15 protein-coding genes and 1 pseudogene are annotated in these 21186 nt (G+C 65.0%); 2 read left to right on the top strand and 14 right to left on the bottom strand.

The genetic code is table 11. The features are described from left to right. Positions 1 to 28: 28 nt before the first annotated feature. The 8 genes and pseudogenes from ACTGJ9_RS32930 to ACTGJ9_RS32965 form a co-directional block, all read right to left on the bottom strand. A complete protein-coding gene (locus ACTGJ9_RS32930; protein WP_456674440.1) occupies positions 29 to 1108 on the bottom strand; it encodes an isocitrate/isopropylmalate dehydrogenase family protein in 1080 nt (359 codons plus the stop codon). A 164-nt stretch (positions 1109 to 1272) separates the two neighbouring features. Further along, positions 1273 to 2340 (bottom strand): alcohol dehydrogenase, encoded by a 1068-nt coding sequence (locus tag ACTGJ9_RS32935; RefSeq protein ID WP_456674441.1) that lies wholly within the window; start codon positions 2338 to 2340, stop codon positions 1273 to 1275. A gap of 79 nt (positions 2341 to 2419) precedes the next feature. Next, positions 2420 to 3389, bottom strand: a pseudogene (locus tag ACTGJ9_RS32940) (ABC transporter ATP-binding protein). Beyond that, positions 3386 to 4378 (bottom strand): ABC transporter ATP-binding protein, encoded by a 993-nt coding sequence (locus ACTGJ9_RS32945; protein ID WP_456674442.1) that lies wholly within the window; start codon positions 4376 to 4378, stop codon positions 3386 to 3388. The pseudogene ACTGJ9_RS32940 and the gene ACTGJ9_RS32945 overlap by 4 nt, the downstream one beginning before the upstream one ends. Next, complete coding sequence (locus ACTGJ9_RS32950) at positions 4375 to 5112, bottom strand: ABC transporter permease (protein ID WP_456674443.1); 738 nt, start codon at positions 5110 to 5112, stop codon at positions 4375 to 4377. Before ACTGJ9_RS32950 ends, ACTGJ9_RS32945 begins: the two co-directional genes overlap by 4 nt. A gap of 117 nt (positions 5113 to 5229) precedes the next feature. After that, the gene (locus ACTGJ9_RS32955; RefSeq protein ID WP_456674444.1) at positions 5230 to 6180 is read right to left on the bottom strand and encodes an ABC transporter permease; all 951 of its coding nucleotides are present in this window, start codon (positions 6178 to 6180) and stop codon (positions 5230 to 5232) included. A gap of 7 nt (positions 6181 to 6187) precedes the next feature. Beyond that, positions 6188 to 7732 (bottom strand): ABC transporter substrate-binding protein, encoded by a 1545-nt coding sequence (locus ACTGJ9_RS32960; protein WP_456674445.1) that lies wholly within the window; start codon positions 7730 to 7732, stop codon positions 6188 to 6190. Between the two features lie 127 nt (positions 7733 to 7859). Further along, complete coding sequence (locus tag ACTGJ9_RS32965) at positions 7860 to 9056, bottom strand: CaiB/BaiF CoA transferase family protein (protein ID WP_456674446.1); 1197 nt, start codon at positions 9054 to 9056, stop codon at positions 7860 to 7862. Positions 9057 to 9252: 196 nt separating this feature from the next. On the opposite strand from ACTGJ9_RS32965, the gene glgA reads away from it, so the two are divergent. Continuing rightward, positions 9253 to 10668, top strand: coding sequence for a glycogen synthase GlgA (gene glgA, locus ACTGJ9_RS32970; protein ID WP_456674447.1), 1416 nt, complete (start codon positions 9253 to 9255; stop codon positions 10666 to 10668). A gap of 116 nt (positions 10669 to 10784) precedes the next feature. Here the strand turns inward: glgA and ACTGJ9_RS32975 are convergent, their stop codons facing one another. The 5 genes from ACTGJ9_RS32975 to ACTGJ9_RS32995 all read right to left on the bottom strand — a co-directional run bounded on the left by ACTGJ9_RS32975 (position 10785) and on the right by ACTGJ9_RS32995 (position 17732). Beyond that, positions 10785 to 11735 (bottom strand): oxygenase MpaB family protein, encoded by a 951-nt coding sequence (locus ACTGJ9_RS32975; protein ID WP_456674448.1) that lies wholly within the window; start codon positions 11733 to 11735, stop codon positions 10785 to 10787. Positions 11736 to 11820: 85 nt separating this feature from the next. After that, positions 11821 to 13170 carry an MFS transporter gene (locus ACTGJ9_RS32980; RefSeq protein WP_456674449.1) on the bottom strand — a complete coding sequence of 450 codons (1350 nt, stop codon included), beginning with the start codon at positions 13168 to 13170 and terminating at the stop codon, positions 11821 to 11823. Next, positions 13167 to 13682 carry a PRC-barrel domain-containing protein gene (locus ACTGJ9_RS32985; RefSeq protein ID WP_456674450.1) on the bottom strand — a complete coding sequence of 172 codons (516 nt, stop codon included), beginning with the start codon at positions 13680 to 13682 and terminating at the stop codon, positions 13167 to 13169. Before ACTGJ9_RS32985 ends, ACTGJ9_RS32980 begins: the two co-directional genes overlap by 4 nt. 22 nt (positions 13683 to 13704) lie before the next feature. Beyond that, entirely contained in the window at positions 13705 to 15909 is a 2205-nt protein-coding gene (locus ACTGJ9_RS32990; protein WP_456674451.1) for an amylo-alpha-1,6-glucosidase, read from the bottom strand. A gap of 59 nt (positions 15910 to 15968) precedes the next feature. After that, positions 15969 to 17732 (bottom strand): ABC transporter ATP-binding protein, encoded by a 1764-nt coding sequence (locus tag ACTGJ9_RS32995; RefSeq protein WP_456674452.1) that lies wholly within the window; start codon positions 17730 to 17732, stop codon positions 15969 to 15971. Between the two features lie 274 nt (positions 17733 to 18006). On the opposite strand from ACTGJ9_RS32995, the gene ACTGJ9_RS33000 reads away from it, so the two are divergent. Then, positions 18007 to 19077 (top strand): glycosyltransferase family 4 protein, encoded by a 1071-nt coding sequence (locus tag ACTGJ9_RS33000; RefSeq protein ID WP_456674453.1) that lies wholly within the window; start codon positions 18007 to 18009, stop codon positions 19075 to 19077. Positions 19078 to 19253: 176 nt separating this feature from the next. Here the strand turns inward: ACTGJ9_RS33000 and ACTGJ9_RS33005 are convergent, their stop codons facing one another. After that, entirely contained in the window at positions 19254 to 21185 is a 1932-nt protein-coding gene (locus ACTGJ9_RS33005; RefSeq protein ID WP_456674454.1) for an alkyl/aryl-sulfatase, read from the bottom strand. Between the last annotated feature and the right edge of the window lies 1 nt (position 21186).

Here is a 21186-nt window from a genome sequence, read left to right on the forward strand (position 1 = left end):
GACGACGCCTTGCGGCGGCGATCCGCTCCTATAGTGCTGCAAGGACCGCCTTGCCAATATCCGCCGTACCGTTGCTGCCGCCGAACTCCATCGGCTTGAGGCCGCCGGCATAGACCTGATCCACAGCGCGTTCGATCTGCTCGCCGGCTTCCGCCGCGCTCTCGACGCCGTGCTTGTCGGCAAGCCAGTCCAGCATCATCGCCGCGGACAGGATCATGCCGGTGGGATTGGCCTTGCCCTGCCCCATGATGTCGGGCGCGGTGCCATGGCACGGCTGGAACACGGCGTATTTGTCGCCGATGTCGGCCGACGGCGCCATGCCGAGGCCGCCGATCAGGCTCGCCGTGATGTCGGAGACGATGTCGCCGAACATGTTCTCCATCACCATCACGTCGAAATCCCAGGGACGCTTGACCAGCATCGCCGCGCAGGCGTCGACATAGAGGCGATCGGTTTTCACCTCGGGATGCTTCTTCGCGATCTCGTCGAAAATGCCGCGGAAGAACGCAAACGCCTTGAACACGTTGGCCTTGTCGACGCAGGCGAGGCTGCCCTGCTTGCCGCGCGCCTTGCGCCGCTCGGCGAGGCGAAACGAGAAATCGAACAGGCGCTCGGAGGTCTTGCGCGTGATCACCATGGTCTCGCGCGCATCCTCATGGGTGACCACGCCCTTGCCCATCGAGGCGAACAGGCCTTCGGTGGACTCGCGGATCACGACGAGATCGATGCCGCGCTTGTCGGCGCCGACGATCGGGCTCGGCACGCCCGGAATGAGCCGCGCCGGGCGCACGCCTGCATAGAGGTCGAAGATGAAACGGAGTTCGATCTGCGGTGCGATCTCGGTGTTGTCGGGGTAACGCACCGACGGCAGGCCGCAGGCGCCGAGCAGGATCGCGTCGGCTTCCTCGCAGAGCTTGATGGTCGTATCCGGCATCGACTTGCCGGTCGCGAGATAATTGTTGGCGCCGGCTGGAGCATCGGTGAAGCGGAAGCGCAAGTCCGACTTCGTTTCGATCCTGCGCAGCACCTCGAGCGCGGGCCCCATGACTTCCGGACCGATGCCGTCGCCGGCGAGCACGGCGATGTGGAAGGCGTTGTTTGCGGACATTAAGAATTCCTGTGCAAAGGAAGATATGGCTCGTCATTGCGAGGAGCCCGCGACAAAATTGCGAAGCAATTTTGCGCTGGTGCGACGAAGCAATCCAGGCTGTCTCCGCCGATGGATTCCTGGATGCTTCGCGCCGATCGCAATGACGGAGGAGAGAGCAGTTACTACGGCGTCAGCACCGTGCGCCCGACCACTGCGCCCTGCTGCAACTGCACCAGTGCATCGTTGGCCTTGTTGAGCGGCGCCTTCGTCACCGGGATCGGCGCTACGTTCTTGGCGCGGACGAGATCGAGCAGCTCCTGCGTCTCGCGCAGGTTTCCGACATAGCTGCCCTGGATCGTCACCGCCTTGATCGGAATCAGCGGCAAGGCCCAGGTCGCGCCGCCGCCGAACAGGCCGACGATGACGAGCTTGCCGCCCTTGGTCAGGCAGTCGAAACCAAGCTGGGTCGTCGCTGCATTGCCGACGAGGTCGATCACGGCGCGGATCGGCCCGCCCGCCTTCTTTGCCAGTTGCTCCAGCGCATCCGACGCCTTGGGATCGACGGTGGCAAGCGCGCCGGCGTTTTCCGCCGCCTCGCGCTTCCTGGCGTCGATGTCGACCATGATCGCGCCCTTGCCGCCCATCGCCTTCAAGAGCGACAATGCCATCAGGCCGAGACCACCCGCGCCGAACATCACGATCGGCGTATCAAAATGCTGCTCGACCTTCTTCAGTGCGCTGTAGGTGGTGACGCCCGAGCAGGCATAGGGTGCGGCCGACGCGGGATCGAGCCCTTTCAGGTTGAGCAGATAGCGCGGATGCGGCACCAGCATGTGATCGGAATAGCCGCCGTCGCAATAGACACCGAGCGAGCGGGGCGTCAGGCACATGTTCTCGTCACCGGCGAGGCAGGTGGCGCATTTGCCGCAGCCGATCCAGGGATAGACCAGGCCGACGTCGCCAAGCTCGAGGCCGCCCTGGTCGGTCGGCTTCACGTCGGGCCCGAAGGCGAGCACTTCGCCGACGGTCTCGTGGCCCATCGTCAGCGGCAGATTGATGCCGCGGTCTTTCAGCGACAGCGGCTTGCGGCCATGGCCGAGATCGTAGCCGCCTTCCCAGATGTGGAGGTCGCTGTGGCAGACGCCGGCGGCCTTGACCTTGATCAGCACCTGCGCGCCTGACGGCTGCGGCGTGGCCTCGTCGAACTCCTGCAGCGGCGCCTTGAAATCAGCGACCTTGAAACTCTTCATGGCGTCCTCCCGGCATATTTCTTCGTCGCGCCACCATGCCACGGGCGGCGATGTGAGACAAACCCTGAGCCGTATTTGTTCAGGCCAGCGGATGGTGGCAAGCCGCGAACTGGCCGGGCGCGACCGCGCGCAACTCCGGTATCTCCGCGCTGCATCGCTGATCCGCGCGCGGGCAGCGGGTGCGGAAGCGGCAACCGGACGGCGGCGCGATCGGCGATGGCGGCTCCCCGATCGCCACACTTTCGAGGGGACGCACGTCCGGATCGGGTACCGGGATCGCCTGCAACAACAGGTCGGTGTAGGGATGCGCAGGCTTCGCGAACAACTGCTCGGACGGGCCGACCTCGCAGAGCCGGCCGAGATACATCACCGCCACGCGATCGCTCACCGCTTTGACCACGGCAAGATCGTGCGCGATGAACAGCAGCGTCAGGCCGAACCGCGCCTTCATCGCTTCCAGCAGATTGAGGATCTGGGCGCGGATGGAGACGTCGAGCGCGGAGACCGGCTCGTCGCAGACAATGAACTCGGGGTTGAGCACGAGCGATCGCGCTATGCAGATCCGCTGGCATTGGCCGCCGGAAAATTCGTGCGGCAGGCGACCCGTCACGAGATCGGGATCGAGCCCGACCGCGGACAGCACCTCGTGAACGCGCCGCTTGCGCTCGGCGGCATCCCTGACACCGGCGATGATCAACGGCTCGGCGACGATGTCGCCGATGCGACGGCGCGGGTTGAGCGAGGCAATCGGGTCCTGGAAGATCAGCTGCACACGGCGGCGCATCTTGCGTAGGGCCTCGCCTTCCATGGCCGTGAGATCTTCGCCGTCGAACAGCACGCGGCCACTTTGGCGCGACGCAACTGCAGCACCGCGCGACCCAGGGTCGACTTGCCGCAACCGGATCGCCGACCAACCCCAGCGTCTCGCCGCGCGCGACGTGAAGGCTGACACCGGAGACGGCGTGCACGGTCTTGTTACCGAGACCATATTCGACGACGAGATTGTCGACGTTCAGCAGCGGCTCGCTACGCGCGGCGAGTTGCATCATGCGACAATCCCTTCCGCCATCTGGATCGGGTGGAAGCAGGCGTAGAGATGTCCCGGCATCTCGGCGCTCTTCAATTCGGGCTTGGCTTCGTGACAGCGCCCTGTGGCATAGCGGCAGCGCGGCGCGAACGAGCAGCCTTTGAGCGGCCGCGTCGGATCGGGTGGACGGCCGGAGATGGCGGGCAGCGGTGTATGCGGCGCGGTCTCCAGCTTCGGGATCGCCGCCAGCAGCGCCTCGGTGTAGGGCATGTGCATGCGCTTGAACAGTGCCTGCGTCGGCGCGCGTTCCACCACCCTGCCCGCATACATCACCGCGACCTCGTCGGCGCGGCCGGCGACCACGCCGAGATCGTGGGTGATGATGATCATCGCCATGTGGCGGCGACGCTGCTCACGGGCCAGCAGATCGAGAATCTGCGCCTGGATGGTGACGTCGAGCGCCGTGGTCGGCTCGTCCGCAATCAGGAGCTTCGGCTCGCAGGACAGCGCGATCGCAATCGCGATGCGCTGGCGCATGCCGCCGGAGCATTGATGCGGATACTGCGCGAGCCGCTGCTCCGGTGCCGGAATGCCGACGGCAGTCAGCAGCTCGATGCTGCGCTTCCGCGCGGCGGGCGCCTCGAGCTCGATGTGCTCCTGGATCGTCTCCATCAACTGCGTGCCGATCGTGAGCACCGGATTGAGCGAGGTCATGGGATCCTGGAACACCACCGCGAGATCGCGTGCGCGCAGGCGCCGCAGGCTTTCAGGCGCAAGCCGCACCAGGTCCTGGCCATCGAATATCACGCGCCCGGAGAGCTTCGCCTTCTTTGGCAGCAGTTGAAGGATCGCGCGCGAGAGCATCGTCTTGCCGCAGCCGGATTCACCGACGATCCCCAGCGTGCGGCCTGCCTCCAGCGACAGATCGACATGATCGACTGCACGTAAGTTGCCGCGCGGGGTCGGCAGCTCGACCGCGACCTTCTCGATCGTGAGCAGCGGTGGACTCACAGCGCCCCCTGACGCGGGTCGGTCAGCGCCCGCATGGTATCGCCGACGAGGTTGAACGCCAGCACCGTCAGGAACAATCCGGCCGCGGGCAGGAAGGCCAGCCGCGGCGCCACGTCGAGGCTGTCGCGGCCCTCGCCGATCATGCTGCCCCAGCTCGCCATCGGCGGCGGCACGCCGAGCCCGAGAAAGGACAGCGCTCCTTCGACCACGATGGTGACGGCGACGCCGAGCAGGAAGAAGGCGAGCAACGGCAGGATCACGTTCGGCAGCAGCTCGCGCAGCAGGATGCGCGCGTGGCTGGCGCCAAGCGCCTCTGCCGCGATCACGAATTCGCGCCGCGCCAAGGTCAGCGTCGCCGCGCGCGCCACCCGCATGAAGGCGGGAATGCCGAGCACGCCGAGGATGATGATGAGATTGGGAACGGACTGGCCGAGATAGGCGGTCACGGCGAGCGCGAAGATCAATGGTGGGAATGCCAGCAGCACGTCCATGCTGCCGACCACCAGCGTCTCGAACCGGCCGCGGAAATAGCCGGCAAGCAGGCCCAGCGCACCGCCAATACCAAGTCCGATCATCGGCGCGATCAGCCCGACGGTCAGCGATACCCTTGCGCCAAAGATCAACCGGGCGAGCTCGTCGCGGCCGAGGCCGTCGGTGCCGAGCCAGTGCTCGCTCGAAAAGGCGGCGCGGCGCTCCAGCATGTCCATGTCGGTCGGGTTCTGCAGCGGCAGCACCGGCGCGAGGATCGCGAGCGCAAGATGACGGCGAGCCAGAGGCTCGCGATCCAGAACAGCAGGCCGAGCTTGCGTTTGCGCCGGACCGGCGCCGACACCTCGTGCTGCATCGAGAGCTCAAGCGTGGCCATGGCGGATCCTCGGATCGAGCACGGCGTAGAGCATGTCGACGATGAAATTCACGATGACGAAGCCGCAGGCCACCAGCAGCACCACGCCCTGGAGGATGACGAGGTCGCGGGTGTAGATCGCGGCGACCAGCAGCCGACCGATGCCCGGCAGCGCAAAAATCGATTCCACGATCAGCGTGCCGCCGAGCAGACGGCCGATATTGATGCCCGTGACCGTCACCAGGGTCAGCGACGACGGTTTCAGCGCGTGCACGAACAGGATGCGCGAGGGCTTGAGGCCTTTTGCTTTTGCGAGCGCGATGTAGTCCTCCTGCAAGGTCGCGATCATGTCGGAGCGCAGCACCCGCATGATGCCCGGCCATTCCGCCAGTGCCAGCGTCAGCGCCGGCAGCACGAAGAAGCGCAGATTGGCGAGCGGAGCCTCGGTGAACGGCACATAGCCGGTCGCCGGCAGCCAGTGCAGCTCGACCGCGAACAGATAGATCAGCAGGATCGCCAGCAGAAACGACGGCATCGACAACATCGCAAAGGCGCCGCCGGTCATGAAGCGGTCGAACGTGCCGCCGGCGCGCGCGGCGCAGGCGATCGCGAGAGGAACGCCGATCAGAAGGCCGATGAACTCGGCCATCAACATCAGCTCGAGCGAGACCGGAATGCGCTCGGAGACCGCCTGCAGCACGGTTTGCCCGGTGCGGAACGAGCGGCCGAGATCGCCCTGGAGGATATGGCCGAGCCAGCTCAGGTAACGCCACCACAACGGCTGGTCGAGCCCCATGTCATGGCGGAGCGCCGCGAGATTTTCAGGCGTCGCCTGATCGCCGAGGATGACGAAGGCAAGATCGCCCGGCAGCAGCGAGGCGATCAGGAAGGTGAGCAGCGAAACCGCAAGCAATACCGGCAGGATCGCCAGCAGCCGGCGCGCGATGAAGTTCATCATCGTGCGGTCATTCCAGCCAGGTGTTCGAGACGTCAATCACGCTGTTGTAGATCTTTGGGAAGCCTTTCAGCTTTGCGCTCGACAGCGCGTAATAGGTGTTCTGGAAGGTCCAGAACCAGATCGCCTCCTTGTTGATCAGGCGGCTGATCGCGCAATAATCGTCGGTGCGCTGGCCGATATCGGCCGTGACGCGCGAATGGTCGAGCAGCCGGTCGAGCTCCGGATCGGAGAAGCCGGCGAGCGCGAGCGGGCTGCCGGTGTGGAAGTTCGCATACATCTGCGGATCAGGGTCGGCGAGATCGACGATGCGCCACGGCGTCAGCTGAAATTGGCGCGAGAAGGCGCGCGACGGAATCGTCGCCTGATCGACCTGGTCGATCTCCATATTGGCACCGACGCGCTTCCAGAATTGCTGCAGCACCTGGCCGATCACGCGCCCGCGCGGCGTTGCCGTCACCAGCATCTTGAAGTCGACCGGCTTGCCATAATCCTTCAGCAGCGCCTTGGCCTTCTCGACGTCGTAAGGCAGCGCGCCATCGTCCTTGCACTTGACCCATGAACCGTCGCCATAGGGGTTGGTCGCCGGACGGCTCAAGCCGTTGCTGATCGCCTGCGACATCTTGGGGCGATCGATCGACATCACCAGCGCCTGCCGCACCCGGACGTCGTCGAACGGCGCGACCTTGGTGTTGAAGGCATAGACTTGCGCGCCCGAGCCCTTGTAGGTGTGTACGGTCAGCTTGGGGTCCTTCTGCGCCTTCAGGATGTTGTCGGCGTCGTTCTCATCGTCCCAGATGATGTCGACCTCGCCCGATTGCAGCGAGGCGAAGCGCGACTGCGCGTCGGGCAGCGGCTTCAGGACGATGCGGTCGAGGTAAGGATGGCCCTTGTTCCAGTAGTCGGGGTTCTTCTCGAGCACCATGCGATCGCCGGCAGTCCATGATTTCAGGATATAGGGACCGGTGCCAACCGGGTTGCGGTTATAGTCGTCGCCCTTGGTCTTCCATGCTGTCGGCGACTGCACCACGTTGTTGGTGCTCTGGATGCTCATCGTTGCCGGCAGGTTCACGGCGGGGTCGGTGAGATTGTAGACGATTGTGTATTCGTCCGGCGCCAGCACTTCCTTGACGTTGGTGATGTAGAAGGCGCAGCGGCACTTGTTGGCCGGGTCCTTTTGCCGGTCAAAATTCTCCTTGTAGGCCTGCGCGTTGAACGGCGTGCCGTCGTGGAATTTCACGCCTTGGCGCAGCTTGAAGGTCCAGCTCTTGTAGTCGTCGGAGTGCGTCCAGGATTCCGCGAGCTTCGGCGCGGCCTCGCCCTTGTCGTCGAGCGTGGTGAGCGTGTCGAAGATCCCCGCGGCAGCGGTGAAGCCCGAGGAGTCGAAGACGCCGACCTTGAGCGGATCGAAGCCGGGAATGTCCAGCTCCTGGCCGACCGTGATGCTGCCGCCGGCCTTCTGCGCCTGCACGGGAGACGACAGCGGAAGGAGCGCAAATGCCGCGACAAGGAAAATCGGCGCGCGCTTCCGCGCCGTGGCAGCAATGTTCGTCATGGTTCCTCCCGGGATCCTCGTCCGATGTTTCGGATCGCTGATGACTCGGGCGAGATTGGCGACAAATGCTCGCCACGGCAAGAGGAACACACGGGGTTCGATGCCGCATGCGCGCGGCGTGATGCGCTCAGCTCGCCGCTTCTGTTTTGCCAGACGGAATTGGCGCGCCGCCGCTGAGGCCGATTTCGTCGCGCAGCGCATCCGTGTGCTCGCCGAGCCCAGAGATCGTCTTGCCCGGCGCCGTGTCAGCGCCCGTCATCCGGAACGGCAAATTGAGGACCTGGAACGAGCCGCCTCCATCCTCCACCGACGAGAGCGCCTGCCGGTGCGCGAGCTGGGGATCGGCCAGAGCTTCCTTGATGGTGCGATAGGCCGAGGCCGGCACGCCGGCAGCACTTAGAGCCACAAGGCATGCATCGGTCGTGAGCCGCTTCGACCAGGCTTCGACGCCATCCATCATGTCGGCCCAGTTCTCGCGCCGCGGGGCATAGGAGGCGAAGCGCGGATCGGGGATCCATTCGGGCCGGCCGATCACGCCCATCAAGGCCTGGAACGTCTTCTCGCTGGCGACGGTGATCATGACGTAACCGCTGGCGGTCTCGGTCGGCCCGAACATCGGGCGCGGCGGCGGCTTCACCGCGAATTGCGAGCTCTGCAATTCGATCACCGTCAAGGTCAGCATCGATTCCAGCATGGAGACGTCAATGTGCTGGCCGAGCCCGGTCACTGTGCGCTGATAGAGCGCGGATGCAATCGCGCCAAAACCGTAGGTGCCGGTGACGACATCGGCATGGTAGATGCCGCAATAGTCCGGACGATTGCGGCCGGGCTGGTGGGCGAGATGCGCCATGTCGTAGCCCGAGGCGGCATGGATCACCGGCGCGTAGGCCGGCAGCTCGGCCGAGGGACCGGTCTGGCCATAGCCCGAGATCGAGCAATAGATCAGCCCGGGATTGACCGGACGGAGGCTGTCATAGTCGAGCCGCAGCCGGCGCATCACGCCGGGGCGAAAATTCTCGACCAGGATGTCGGCGCTGGCGACCAGCCGGCGGACCGCCTCCCTGCCGTCCTCGGACTTGAGATCGAGCACCACGCTCTTCTTGCCGACATTGAGCTGGCCGAACACGGTGCTGCAGCCTTTGCGCAACGGCGGCCGCGTCCGCATCGTCTCGCCGCCGTCGGTTTCGATCTTGATGACCTCGGCGCCCATGTCGGCCAGCATCCGCGCGCAATGGGGGCCGGCGATCGTGGTCGAAAAATCCAGGACCCGCAGGCCCGCGAAGGCCTTTGTCGTCGTCCCCTCATGCTTGTCTGGTAGCTGCATGCGCGGCCACGTCTCCTTGGCGTCCCTTAGGAACTATCGATGTTCCCTCTTGTTGGTGCGCCGACCCTAGAGGGCGGAGGCTAAGTAGGAAAGTCTTTACCGAACGAGCGCGTCTCGTGGGCAGGCTGAGTTTTCCAGGGGCAACTGGACCCGATCTTGCATAGAAGCAACCGGGATCGGAAGAGGGCAATCGTTCTTGAGGGTCTTGTTCGTTACCACGGAGATGGACGACTTCGTCCGCGTCGGCGGACTTGGTGCCGTTTCCGCTGCCCTCCCTCGAGCGCTCCGTCCCTTCGCCGATATCCGGATCATGCTGCCCGGCTATCGCGACATCATCGAACAACTCACGCATATTCAGGTCGTTGGACGCTGCCCGGCTTTCGCGGAGATGCCGGCCTGCTCGCTCGGCCGGGCTGCCACCAAGGACGGCCTGCCGGTTTATGTGCTGTTGTGCTCGCAACTCTACGACCGTCCAGGCAATCCCTATGGCGACGAGTCCGGGCGCGACTGGCCGGACAACGACATTCGCTTCGCACGCCTTGCCTCGGCGGCCGCTGAGCTTGCCATGGGCAAGCTGGACAAGAATTGGGCAGCAGATCTGGTCCATGCCAATGACTGGCAGGCCTCGCTCGTGCCGGCCTACCTCACCTGGCGCGGCGCCAGACTGCCGTCGATCCTGACCATCCACAATCTCGCCTATCAGGGTCTCTTCCCGAAAGACTCGCTCCGGCGGATCGGCGTCCCCGAAAGCTCATTCCACATCGACGGCGTCGAGTTCTACGACCAGCTCTCCTTCCTCAAGGCTGGCCTTGTCTATGCTTCCCACCTCACGACCGTCAGCGGCACCTATGCGCGCGAGATCACGACGGAGGAATTCGGCTGCGGCCTCGAAGGCCTGCTGCGCGTCCGCTCCGAAGCGTCCGAGCTCACGGGCATCCTCAACGGCATCGACGAGAGCTGGGACCCGCGCTCCTGCGCCCAGCTCGCGCAACAATTCGGCGCCGGCGACTGGGTCGGCAAGAGGGCCAACGCGGACTACGTACGCAAGCAGTTCGGCCTCGCGGTCTCGCGCGGGCCGATGTTCGCGATCGTCGCGCGGCTCGTACACCAGAAGGGTATCGACCTCGTGCTGTCGGCTGCCGACGAGATCATCGATGCCGGCGGGCAGATCGTGGTCACCGGCTCAGGCGAGCCCGCGCTCGAGCAGGCGCTGATCGACGCCCATCGCCGCCGTCCCGACGCCATCGGCGTCACCATCGGCTTCAACGATGCCCAGGCGCGGCGCATTTTTGCCGGCAGCGATTTCACGCTGATGCCCTCGCGCTTCGAGCCGTGCGGGCTCAGCCAGATGTATGCCCAGCGTTTCGGCTCGCTGCCGATCGGTCACCAGACCGGCGGCCTCGCCGAAACCATCACCGACGGCGAGACCGGCTTTTTGTTCTCAAGACCCTCGCACGAGTCTTTGCTGGGCGGCGTCCGCCGCGCCTTCTCCGCCTTCATGGCCCATGACCAGCTCGACACCATGCGCCGCAGCGCGATGGGCCGATCGTTCTCGTGGAGCATCTCGGCCGGAAGCTACAGCGCGCTGTACCGGAAGCTGGCGGCGGTGTGAGGCTGAGCGTTTCCTTACACTCCGTCATTGCGAGCATAGCGAAGCAATCCAGACTGTCTCCGCGGAGGCAGCCTGGATTGCTTCGTCGCAAGGGCTCCTCGCAATGACGGCGAACCTCACCCCTTCCCGTGCACGTCCATCTGTGGCCGGCCGATCCAGGCGCGGTTGAGGCAGCGGGTCATCCAGTCCGGCCGTGGTTCGCCGCGCAGCCGGGCCTGCGCTTCCTGATAGGGGCCGACGTAGCGCAGGCGATCCGGCAATTCCGGATAGATCCGCTTGATCCATCGCAGCGCGCTGTCGGCGGATTTGGCGGCGCGCTCATCGAGCTCAAACCCGAAGCCTGCGCGCAGACGCTCCGGCAGCAGGCTTGCCGTAAGCGCGCGATACCATCGCGGCGGTCGCAGCCACGGACGGGCGCCGCCAAAAATCTGCGCGGCGATCTCACGTGCGGCAGGACTGACAGTCAACGTGTCCGACTGCGTCAATGCTGCGGTGTAGGCCGCGAAACCGGACCAGTCCGCCGGCAAATCATCCGCCGTCAGCCCAAACAGCGCGCCAAAGGTCCGGCTCTCGGTCCAGTAGCGCTCGCGCTCCTCCACCGCGAGCGGCGGCAGGACCAGATCGTGCGCCATCAGCGCGGTCTCGACCAGCGTGGCATGGACCCAGCGCAGCGCCGGAATATCGTTGGCGCAATAGCGCGAGCCCGCCGCGAATGGGCCGACGGTCTCGGGCATCTCGCCGACGATCATGGAATGGCGCCGGTGCAGTTGCCGGGACGACAGCATGGCGCGGTCGAGCGAGCCGAACACCATGGCAAAGACGATGTCGAAGGTACGGTGGAAGCGCCCGATCGGATCGGCAAGGGTCTTGGAATGCTCGGCGATGGCGGCCGCGACCCAGGGATGCGCGAGTTGAAGCAGCAGCGCACGGCCGGCACCGAGAAAGATGACAGCCTCCCGATCGATCCGCCAGGTCACCGTGTCAGGACCGAACACGCCGGGCACCGGTCCCGCCGCATGGGCGCGGACTTGATCGAGAGCCAATTCCAGGTCGTTCCCGGTCACCAATTGCAGAGCCTTTCGACAGCGAACAAAGCCGACGATCCGTAGGGCCTGTGGCGATTCGATGAAGCGAATGGCCGGCTGATCTCGTTCAGCCGGCCATTTCTTTCGCGGCGACGCCGGTGCGCCGGGTCTCCGGCATCACGAACAGGATCAGCAACAGTCCGGTCGCTGCGATGCCCGCCAGTCCGAAAAACGCGGTGGCATTGCCGAACTTGTCGCTGACATAGCCGCCAAGCGCGGTGCTCAAGGACGCACCGAGGCCGGTCGCGGTGCCGACGATGCCCTGCGCCAGATTGAAGTGTCCGCTCCCGAAAGCGACGTCGGCCACGATCAACGGGATCATCACCGCGAACACCGCGGCCGTGAAGCCGTCGAACACCTGCACCAGCACCAGCAGATAGGGATCGCGCACGGTCGCAAACAACACGCCTCGGATCGTCAGCGCGGCGAAACCGATCAGCAGCAACGGGCGCCGAGCCCAAAGCTGCGCCTTGCGGCCGACGGTCGGCGACAGCAGCGCGACGATCGCCTGGGGCACGACGATGCAAAAGGCCACCAGCACCGTCGCCCATTGGCTCGACCGCGCCGTCACAGCACTTGCCATCAACGGCATCATCGAGGCGTTCGCGAGCTGCAACAGCAACACGCTCAGCGCAAAGACGATGAGCGGTTTCTGCCGGATCAGATGCCAGATATTGGTGTCGCCCGGAACCGGCGCCTCACGCGGCATCTCGCCGTGGCAGCGCGCGATGTCGACCTCCTCTTCGCGAATCCGCGACAGCGCGATCAGGGTCGGGATCGCCAGCAGGAAGCTGACCAGGAATACCGAGCGGCTCGAGAGAAGATAGCCGGCGGTGCCCATCACCGCGGCGGCAACGCCGTTGCCGAGCGAGGCAAAGCGGGCGTTGCGGCCGAGCCGTTCGCCGATCTTGAGCGGACCGACCAGGCCCAGGCTGATCGCCGCGATCGCCGGGCCCAGCACGCAACTCGCCGCCGCGTGCAAGGTGGCTGCGGCGACCACGACGGGAAAGATCGGCATCGCCGCATAGGCGAGCGCGCAGCAGCCGATGGTCGCGATCGCAAGCGCCGCAACCAGACGCTCGGATTTCGCGGCGTCGATGATGGCTCCGCCCGGCATCTGGCCGATCAGCGCGACGATGCCGCCGATCGACAGCACGAAGCCGATCTCGACCTGGGTCCATTTCTGCGTGGTCAGATAGACCGCGATGAAGGGGCCGAAGCCGGTCTGCACGTCGGCGAGGAAGAAGATGAACCAGTCGAGGCCGCGCAGGCTCCGGCGCGACGGCGCCGGAATACCCACGATCGATGGCCCGCCGGCGAAATTGTCCTGATCAACGCGACCGTTGCGATCCTGGGCTGCATGGTTCGGCTTCTTCGACGATAAAAGCACCGGCGGCCATCCCTCCCCGCGCCTCACTGAATCGCTTGCAGCGGTTGAAGACTGCCGGACGCGCCGAGCACGACCATCGGGGTGTCTTCCTTATATTCGGGCGCGGCCGCCACCTGCGCCTTGGTCAATTCCAGCGTGATGCTGTCCTTCTTGCTGGTGATCTTGCCGAAACGAAGCGCATTCCAGTCGACCACGATCTTGCGGCTGCCGACGCCGAGAAAGCCGCCGAAATCGATCACGGCGGCGCGGACACGGCCAGTGCGATCGACGATGACATCGACGATATGGCCCATGTCCTCGTCCGCAGCGCTGCGCACGTCCCGTCCGAGCACACCGTGGGCGTCGCTGGCGCCGATGATGGTCACCGACGGCGGTGGCGCCGCATCCTTCGGCGTGACCGGTACCACCGAAGCGGGCGGCTGCGCCGCCGGCGGCGCGTTCGCCTCGGTTGCAGGCTGCTCCTCCGCGGCGCGCGACACGGCAACCGTCAATCCCGCGACGATCGCCACGCTCAGGACCCACCATCCGGCCGTACGCATGACCCCTCCTTGCGGCGCGCTGCTAGCGCGCCAGCACGATCGACACCTGAATCTGGCCGCGCGTGCGCAGCACCTCCAGCGCCACGTCGTGGCCGTGGCGGCTGACGCGCAGATCGACGCTGGATTCGCCCAGCCGCAGATCGTGCAAGACGATCTCGTTCAAAAACGCCGGCAGATGCGGATTGCGCAGGCGGATCTCGCAGCGTGCAACGTCGAACTCGATGCCGAGCGCGGCTTCGAGCAGCGTGAACGGCGTCGCACTCGCCCAGGCCTGCGGGGCGCAGGCGACCGGATAGAGCGTCGGGCCGCGCCGCTTCTCGCGGCGGAAGCCGCAGAACAATTCCGGCAGCCGGCGCAGATCCATATAGGTCGCGGCGTCAAACAGGCCCTTGAACACGTGGGCGACCGAGTGCTTCAGGCCGTAATGGGCGAGCCCGAGCGCGATCAGCGCATTGTCGTGCGGCCAGATCGAGCCGTCGTGATACGACATCGGGTTGTAGCGCACCTCGCCGCGCGCGACGGTGCGGATGCCCCAGCCCGAGAAGAAATGCGGCCGCATTAGATCGGCAGCCACAAGACGGGCGCGATCCTCCCGGATCATGCCGCTGAACAGCACCTGCCCGGCATTCGAGGTGCGCACCTCGCATCGCCGCTTGTTGCCGTCGAGCGCGACGGCGTAGGTGCCGAGCTCCTCGCACCAGAACGCCTCTTCGAAACGCTCGGCGAGCGTCTTGGCCTCCGCCTCGAGCCTCCTCGCGACCTCAGGCTTGCCGAGTTGCAACGCGCATCGCGCGGCCAGTTGTTTTGCGGCGTAGACATAACCCTGGACCTCGGCGAGCGCGATATTGCCCTCCGCGAGCTTGCCGTCGGCATGGAAGATGGCGTCGTAGGAATCCTTCCAGCCCTGGTTGGCGAGCCCCTTTTCGGTGGCGCGCTGGTATTCGACAAAGCCATCCTGGTCGGGGTCGCCGGGACCGTCGATCCAGGCGAGCCCCGCCTCGATCGCTGGCCACAGCTCGACCAGCGTCGTCTCGTCGCCGGTACGCTCGAAATAGCGCCCCGCGAGCAGGACGAACAAAGCGGTCGAATCCACGCTCCCGTAATATTGCGAGAACGGCACCTCGCGCAGCGCCGCCATCTCGCCGCCGCGCATCTCGTGCAGGATCTTTCCGGGTGCGGCGTCAGCGAGCGGATCGACCGCCTTGGCCTGGAAATGCGCGAGCCGCCGCAGCACGCCCTTGGCGATGCGCGGGTCGACCCACAGCATCTGCAGCGCGGTGATCAATCCGTCGCGGCCGAACGTCGTCGAATACCAGGGAATGCCGGCATAGGGATAGCGCCCCTGCGGCGTCTCCGTCATCAGCATGTTGAGGTCGGCCATGGCCTGGCACAGCACCTCGTTGAAAATGTTGTTGGAGGTCTCGATGCTGGCCGCGCCGATCGTCGACTGCCGCATCTCGCGGCGATGCGCCAACAGACCCCTGAAGAAACGCGCCGGCTTCTCCGCGACCGGCCGGTTGCAGGACACGGCCACGAACAGCGATTTGGACTCATGCGGATCCAGCTCGAGCTGCCACGTTGCGGCATTCCCCGAAAGCCTGGTCGGACGCGGATCGAAATGCAGTCCGGTGGTCCGCTCGACATCGTCGAGACCGCGATATTCGAACAGCACGTCGGTCGGCCCGAGCAGCTTGCTCGTGCCGGTGCCGCGACGCGGACGCCGCTCGCCGCGCACCTCGAACAGATCGGCAAAATCGTTGTCGAACAGCAGCGTGAGCTCGAAGCTGGCGCGCTGCTCGCCGTGATTCTGCAGCCCGACGCGCTGATACGCCGTGCCGCGCCACAGGAAGATCGTCCGCACGATATGCAGCAGGTCCTTTTGCAGGACGATGCGGCCCTGACGATAAATGTCGGGATTGGTGAGGTCGACGGTCAGTCCCGAATTGTCGTCGCGCAGGTTCGAGCCGAGCAGCAACGGCTGGAGATCGTCGAGCACGAGCTCCAGCCGCGCGAGATAGCGCGTATCATGGTTGAACAGGCCGTCCGGCCCGCCGGCCGACGCTCCGATGTCGCCGTGACTGTCCAGCACGATAAACGTGTCATCGTGCTTGAGCGAGCGACGGGGTCGCGCGGCGGGCCCCGTCATCGGAATGTAGAACGCCTGCTCCGCGACGGTCTCGACCGTCTGCGATACCGAAACGATCCTGGTTGCGGCTTCGGCTGCCATAAGCGGCTCCCCTGCGGCTTGTTTCTCGAACGCGGCCACGCAAACGCAACTGCTGGGTTTTACGCGGCGAACTTCGCGAGCCGGCTCATTTCCTGCGTCACCAGCTCACGGTACGGGCCGTGGCCCTGCATCAGACGGTCGGGCGCGCCGTCCTCGATGATCTTGCCATGCTTGAGCACGATCACCCGGTCGAAATTGCGCAGCGTCGCGAGACGATGCGCAATCGCGATCACGGTGCGGCCGCGCATCAGGCGCGACAGCGCCTCGCGGATCGCCTCCTCGGATTCGCTGTCGAGCGCGGCGGTCGCCTCGTCGAGCAGCAGGATCGGCGCGTCCTTGACGAAGGCGCGCGCGATCGCGATACGCTGGCGCTGGCCGCCGGACATCTTCACACCACGGTCGCCGACCATGGTGTCGAGACCGTCCGGCAGGCTGTCGATGAAATCGCAGCGCGCCGCGATCGCCGCACGCAGCACCTCGTCGTCAGTCGCGTTGGGGCGGCCGTAACGGATATTCTCGCGGATCGAGCGGTGGAACAGGGAGATGTCCTGCGGCACCACCGAGATCGCTTCGCGCAGGCTCTGCTGCGTCACCATGGAGATGTCCTGGCCGTCAATCGTGACACTGCCCTCGTCGACATCGTAGAAGCGCTGCAGCAGCGTGAACAGGGTTGATTTGCCGCCGCCGGACTGGCCGACCAGGCCGACGCGTTGGCCGGGCTGCAACCGCAGGCTGAACCGCTCGAAGATCTTCTCACTGCCGGGATAGCCGAACGTGACGTTGTTGAACGCGATCGCGGCGCCGCTTTTCGCCAGCGGCTCGGCCTCGGGGTGATCGCGCAACTCGTGCGGCACCAGCAGCGTGGCGATCGCCTCGGTCAGTCGCGCGACATGCTGCGTGACGTCGACCAGCGCCACCGCGAGGTCGCGGGTCGCGCTCAGGATGGAGATGCCGAGGGTACAGACCAGCACGACGTCGCCGGTGGTCGCCTCGCCCTGCTGCCAGAGCGTGACGGCCCAGGCCATCAGAGCAATCGTCAAAATCACGGTCACGGCGGCGTGCAACAACCGCAGCTTCTCCAGATAGCGCAGGCTTCGCCCGCGCGCATTGACTTCCCGGTTCACCGTGGCATCGAACCGCTCATGCTCGTGGCCAATTCCGCAGAAGGCGCGGACCAGCGGCATGTTACTGATGACGTCGATCATCTCGCCGTCGACGGCGGCCGCCTTGTCGGCAAAGTCGTCATGCAACGGCTTGCCGGCCGCGGCCAGATGGAACATCGCGACCACCATGCCGCCGGCGATCACGATCAGGCCGAGCGCCATATAAGGGCTCACGGTTCCAATCAACCCGATCGCCGCAATTGTGGCGATGCACGGCGGCAACACATTCCAGATGAACATGTTCTCGACGGTGAACACCGCATTCGATGTGGCCGTAATACGGCTGGTCAGCATGCCCGGCATCCGGTCCGAGAAGTAACTCGGCGCATGACCGGTCAGATGACGAAATATGTCACGGCGTAAGTCGCCCGTGACCCGGACAAAGGTGAAGCTCGCCGTCCAGCTCGCGATGCGCCACAAGAAATTGTCGGCAGCGATCAAAGACATGAGCAGAATGAATGCCAGCCATACGCTGCCGCCATGGGAAGGTCCCGCCGACAAGCTGTCGACAAGGGATTTGACGCCATATTGCGTGCCCACCGAGCAGGCAACCGCCGCAACCACGGCACCCAGGATCACCAGGTGCGACGCCAGACGACGCCGCAAATAGCGCAGGACAAAGGCAAATGGCCTGCGCGCATATCCAGAAAGATGATCCATTCGCCGACCCCGTTGTGATGCTTCCAATTTTTTTGTCTTAGCCGATTGAACAGCGAGCGCTTCGCCTCGGTTCCCCGGCGAGACCATCACGACATGCGGATACGGACGATGTGAGAAGAGGAGATGGCATCATCGCGGCCACGCTGCAGTGTGTCGAAGAAGTAACGTTCGGGGGAAGGAACTTCGCAAATGCGAGAACGTTCCCTCCACGGCATGCCGATCCCGAACTCGGTAGGGGCATTAATTTCCATGATCACGCAGAGGAGAAGGTGAGATGCGCATCGCGCAGGTAGCTCCGTTGACGGAGGCTGTTCCACCCAAGCTGTATGGCGGCACCGAGCGGGTGGTGCACTGGTTGACGGAGGAGTTGGTTGCCCTTGGTCATGACGTCACCCTGTTCGCCAGCGGCGATTCGCAGACATCGGCAAAGCTGGATGCATTATGGCCGCGGGCGCTGCGCCTCGACGGTTCCGTGCGTGATCCCAACGCGCTGCACATGGTGCTCCTGGAGCGCGTGCGGCAGAAATGTGATGACGAGGAGTTCGACTTCCTCCACTTCCATCTCGACTATTATCCGTGGTCGCTGTTCCACCGGCAGCCGACGCCGTTCCTGACCACGCTGCATGGCCGGCTCGATCTGCCGGAACATCAGCCTGTCTTCAACACCTTCTCCAGGATGCCTGTCGTCTCGATCTCGAACGCACAGCGGCGGCCGGTGCCACAGGCAAATTGGGTGACCACGATCCATCACGGCCTGCCCGAGAATTTGCTGACGCCGAAGCCGGCGAAGCAGGAATATCTCGCCGTGCTCGGCCGCATCGCGCCGGAGAAAGGCGTCGACCGCGCCATCAAGATCGCGATGCACTGCGGCATTCCGCTGAAGATCGCAGCCAAGGTCGATCGCGCCGACCAGGACTATTACGACGAGCTGATCAAGCCGATGATCGTGAACAACCCGCTGGTGGATTTCATCGGCGAGATCAGCGATCACGAAAAGTCGGACTTCTTGAGCGGCGCGCTCGGCCTGCTGCTGCCGATCGACTGGCCGGAACCGTTCGGCCTGGTGATGATCGAGGCCATGGCCTGCGGCACGCCGGTGGTCGCCTTCAACCGCGGTTCGGTCGCGGAGATCATTGATGAAGGCCTCACCGGCTTCATCGTCGAGGACGTCCTCAGCGCCGCCGGCGTTGTCAACCGCCTCGCGCAACTCGACCGCAACGCCATCCGCAAGCAGTTCGAAAAGCGTTTTACCGCGCGGCGGATGGCGCTGGACTATCTCGCGGCGTATCGCAGCCTGACCGAAGCAGAAGCGCCGCGGATCAAGCTGGTGAGCAGCGCCGAGTAGCAGGCACGCTGTCGCCTCAACACGAACTGTCATGCCCCGGCCTGACCGGGGCATCCAGTACGCCGCGGCGATAGTTGATTCATACTACTCCTGCTGCGGAGTACTGGATCGCCCGGTCAAGCCGGACGATGACGATGCGTGTGCGGCAACGACAGCAAGAACCTGTCAGCACCGCCCTACACCACCACCGTCCGCTTCGGTTCGACAATCTCGAACATCCGCGGGAATTCGTCCATCAGGCCCATCAGTTCGGCGAGCCGCATCGGGTTGCCTGACAGCTTGACCTTGCCGGCGGCGATGGCCTCCGGAAAACTCGTCAGCTTCGCGATCACCTCATCCAGCGTCGCGCGCGCCAGCGTGAAGCTGGCATCGGCATTGTCGGCCTGCACGCCTTCCGTATAAGTCAGCGCGCAGTTCTCCAGATTGAGCGCAAACGTCTCGCCGGTATCGGAAAAGCTCCAGTTCAGCACGATGTGCTTGCCGTCCGCCTTCGGGCCATTGAGGCGGACGCCGAGCACGTCCCAGAGCTGCCCGGTGCGCAGCGCTGCCAGCGTCTCGCGCGGCATCGGTGGACGTGGCGCCGTCTTCGGCATGCCGTGACGCAATTCCTGGGCGCCGAACAGATAGGCGTTGCGCCAGGTCGAACTCTCGGCGGCGTAGCCGAGTTGCTCCAGCGTGTCGGCCAGCAATGCGCGCGCGGCCTGATTGTCCGGCTCCGCGAAGACGAGATGGCCGAGCGTCTGCGCCACGAAGCGGAATTCGCCCTTGTCAAAATCCGCGCGCGCCCGCGTCAGGATCGCGTCGGCGCCGCCCATGTACTCGACGTATTTCTTCCCCGATTCCACCGGCGGCAGCGGATCGAGATTGACCGGGTTGGCGTCGTACCAGCCCAGATATTTCTGGTAGATCGCTTTCACATTGTGCCTGATGTGACCGTAATAGCCGCGGCCGTGCCAGGCGCCCTCCAGGCTCTTCGGCAGCTGGATCGTCTCGGCGATCTCGGCCGCGTTCAGCCCGTGGTTCATCAGGCGGATGGTCTGGTCATGTGCGAATTTGTAGAGGTCGCGCTGCTCGCGCATCATGGTGTCGATGCGCTCACGGCCCCACACCGGCCAGTGATGCTGTCCGCACATCGCCTCGGCCTTGCCGCCCCACAGATGCAGCGCCTCGTTGAGGTATTTCGACCAGGCCAGCGCATCGCGCACGTCGGCGCCGCGGAACGGCAGCAGATTGTGAAAATTATGCGTGCAGTTCTCGGCCAGGTTCAGAAGCTTGTAGCGCGGGATGAAGAAATGCATCTCGGCCGGCGCTTCGCTGTTCGGCGCCATCTGGAATTCGAACTCGACGCCATCGATGACGCGCCTGTCACCGGTCGCCATGATCAGATCGGTCGGACGCAGCAGCGCCACCGCGCCCGCCGCCATGGTCTTGCCGAGGCCGCAGTCGACCTGCCCTCGTACCCCCTTGGCCAGGAACGGACCGAACTGGTATTGCGCCCGGCGCAGCATCGCCGGTCCCGCAATGATGTTCTCGGAGACGGCGTGCTCCATGAACAAATTCGGCGCGATGATGAGCACGCGCCCCGTCGCCAGCGCATCCTCCTCCAGCACGCCGCGCGCGCCACCCCAATGGTCGGTATGCGTGTGGGTGAAGATCACGGCCGCGACCGGCCGCTTGCCACGATGCCTGAAGTAGAGATCGAGCGCGGCGCGCGCGCCCTCGATCGACGTCAGGGTGTCCACCACGATGACACCGCTGTCGCCCTCGATCAGCGTCATGTTGGCGATGTCGAGGCCACGCACCTGGTAGATTCCGGGCACGACCTCGAACAGGCCGTGCTGCATGTTGAGCCGCGACTGCCGCCACAGGCTGGGATTGACCGTCGGTGGCGCCTCATCGGTGGACAGAAAGCCGTAGGGTTCGAGGCTCCAGACCGTCCGCCCCTGCGGATTTGTGACCTTCGCGTGCTCGATCGTGCCGAGGAAGCCGCGCGCAGCGTCGTCGAAATCCCGCGTGTCGGAAAACGGCAGCGCATTCAGCATCGCCGTTTGCTGCGCAATCACGGATGGCGTCGCGTCCTTCGGCTCGTTGCTGGAAATCTCGGTCATC

The organism is Bradyrhizobium sp. RDM12, from assembly GCF_051917485.1.
Classification (GTDB): domain Bacteria; phylum Pseudomonadota; class Alphaproteobacteria; order Rhizobiales; family Xanthobacteraceae; genus Bradyrhizobium.